We start from the raw sequence: 2,715 nt of genomic DNA, 5'->3' as shown, positions 1-2,715 counted from the left end.
GCCGCCCTGGTGTGGGGCACCCGCCGCGAGCGCCGCCGTTCCGCCGCCGGTGGCCGTGCGCCGGCCGGCGTTCCGCACGTCCCGCACCGGCCGACCTGCGCCGGCAACGACCAGGTGCTGGCAGAGGCCATCGCCCGGTGGCAGGGCGCTGGTGCCCGGTGACCGCGCCGGCGGTCCTCGACACCAGGCTGGGCGTACCAGCCCTCGCCGGTGACGTGGACACCCTGACCGCCGCACTCGCCTACGCCAGGGCGGGGTTCTACGTCCTCCCGGTCAAGGCAGGGACCAAGGACCCGGGCGGCGTGGTCGGCAAGGGCTGGCAGCGGCACAGCTCCCGCGACCCCGAGCAGATCGTGGCCTGGTTCGCCGGCACCGACTACGGCATCGCGCTGCACGCCGGCCGGTCAGGTGCGGTGGTGATCGACGTCGACGATCCCCAGCAGCTGCCCCCGTTGCTGGTCCAGGCCTTGATTGACACTGCGCCGCCGATGCAGGCCACCCGCCGCGGCGACACTCTCCGCGGGCACTACCTGTTCGCCATGCCGCCGGGTCGCCTGATCGGCAACAGCACCGGCCGGCTGGGTCGGGGTTGGGGCGACGTGCGCGGTCGGAACGGCGTCAACCTGGTCGTCCCGTCGCAGCACCCGGCCGAGGACGGCGACTACCGGTGGCTGCGGACCGGCGAGCTGCCCGAGCTGCCGGTCGCGCTGGCCGACGCGCTCGACGACGCCCTCGACGCCACGGACGCTGCCACCGACGCCCAGGTTGCGGGCTTCCTGGCCGAACACACCGCAACCACACGACCGCGGCTGCTCGACACCAAGCTGCGCAGCCTGAGCGAGAAGCTGGCCGGTGGCGACAGCCGTCACCAGGCCATGGTCGGATTCGCCGTCGGGGCGATGAAGGAGGCCCGCGCCGGCTATTACGCCGCGGTCGACGCCGCTGACCGGCTGCGCCAGATGTTCATCGAGGTCATGACCAGCGCACGCGTCGGCGACGCTGGCGCTCGGGTGCTGTCGGGGTCAGCCGCCTCGGTTGAGTTCGACGGCATCCTGGCCTGGGCCGTCGGCCAGGCCGTGGCCGCGGACCTGGCCGACGTGCACGCGAGGGTCGCCGACCTCGGCCGTGCCCTGCCGGTGTTTGTCGCGCCGGCGCCGGCGCCGGCGCCGGCCGTTGGCCGGTCGGCCGGGCTGCAGGCGCTGGCCGGCTTCGTCGAGCAGCTGCGCGGCTGGCAGGACCTGCCCGATCCCGGTCATGTTCTGCTCGCCCTGGCCGCTGCGGTTACCCGCGACCTCGATGGCGAGCCGGTATGGCTGCTGCTGGTCGCACCGCCCAGCTCCGGCAAGACGGAGACGGTCCGGCTGCTCGACGACGTGGCCGACGGGCACCTTGACGACGTCACCGCGGCCGGCCTGCTCAGCTGGTCCAAGCACAAGTCGCCCGTGCCGGCCGGGGTGCTGGTCAGGATCGGCCGCCGCGGGTTGCTCACCTTCGGGGACCTGTCCAGCCTGCTGGCCAACTCCAACCAGGGCGGCCGGGACCAGGTGTTCGGCATGATGCGGCGGGTCTACGACGGCCACGTCAGCCGCGACGTGTCCCCGCCTGGACGAGTAGCCACCGACCAGACGCTGACCTGGGACGGCCGGGCGACCGTCGTCGCCGCGGTCACCGGCGCCATCGACCGACAGGCCGTGCACAACGACCAGCTGGGGCCGCGGTGGGTCTACGTCCGACTGCCCGACCGCGACACCCCTGCCAAGCGCCGGGCCGCCGCACTAGCCCGTCGGGGCGAGCTGGCCGAGCACCGGGCCGCCGCCCGCGCCACCGCCGCCCAGCTGGTCACCGACGCCGCCCGGCGGGCACCTGCGGTGGTCATCCCTGAGGCGGTGCACCAGGCCGTTGAGGACGCCGCCCTGGTGACCTGCTGGGGCCGGGCCGCCGTGCCCCGCAGTGGCTACGGCAGCCGGCAGATCGAGGACCTGCCCACCATCGAGGAGCCGATGAGGCTGATCCGCCAGCTGCTCGGCCTCGCCCGCGGCCTGGCCGCCCTCGGGCTGTCTGAGCCGCTCGTGATCGCCCTGCTGCGCCGGGTGGCACTGGACTCCATGCCGGCCGCGCGTCGGACGGTGCTGGCAACACTGGCGCTGGGCGAGCCGTTGACCACCGCCGGGCTGGCCCGCGAGGCGTCGATCGACCGCAAGGTGGCTCGATTCCAGGCCGAGGAGCTGCAGGCGATCGGTGTGGTGCACGGCCACCGCGAGGGTGACCAGGACGTCGAGGACGACTACGACAAGCGCCCGATCACCTGGCGGCTGGCCAGCGACGACGGGGCGTTGATCGCCGACGTTCTCGCTGAGCACCGCCGCGACCTGGGGTGGGACGAAATCGAGGTTCTTATCCCCGCCTCCCCCCAGGAGGGGAGTGATTGCGGGATCGCAGTGCAGCTTTCGTCCCACCCCCCGACCGCGTTCGTGTCCCCGTTCACCCCTCTGTCGGCCGCCAGCTGACCTGCCGTGTGGACGCCCCGACCGCCACCACACGCGACCACCCACTGACAACCAGAGGACGCCTGCCAGCCGCAGCTGGCCGTGGTGTCCGCGCAGAGCCAGCCGTGCCGGCGTCAAGCGCACCCAGCTCGCTGATCCATGGCCAGCGGGTCCGGGACGTATGGCGGGGAGCCAGCGTCATCCTTCGCGGCTGCGATCCGACCAGCGC

General features: G+C 73.6%; 1 protein-coding gene. It reads left to right on the top strand.

Annotated features, from left to right (window positions below; all coding sequences use genetic code 11):
- Positions 1-158: 158 nt before the first annotated feature.
- A complete protein-coding gene (locus tag IN07_RS24325; protein ID WP_052091705.1) occupies positions 159-2,507 on the top strand; it encodes a bifunctional DNA primase/polymerase in 2,349 nt (782 codons plus the stop codon).
- The last annotated feature ends 208 nt before the right edge of the window (positions 2,508-2,715 follow it).

The organism is Modestobacter caceresii (assembly GCF_000761485.1).
Lineage (GTDB): Bacteria > Actinomycetota > Actinomycetes > Mycobacteriales > Geodermatophilaceae > Modestobacter > Modestobacter caceresii.
Note: the sequence above shows the minus strand (reverse complement) of the source record. Positions and strands in the feature narration are given on the sequence as shown.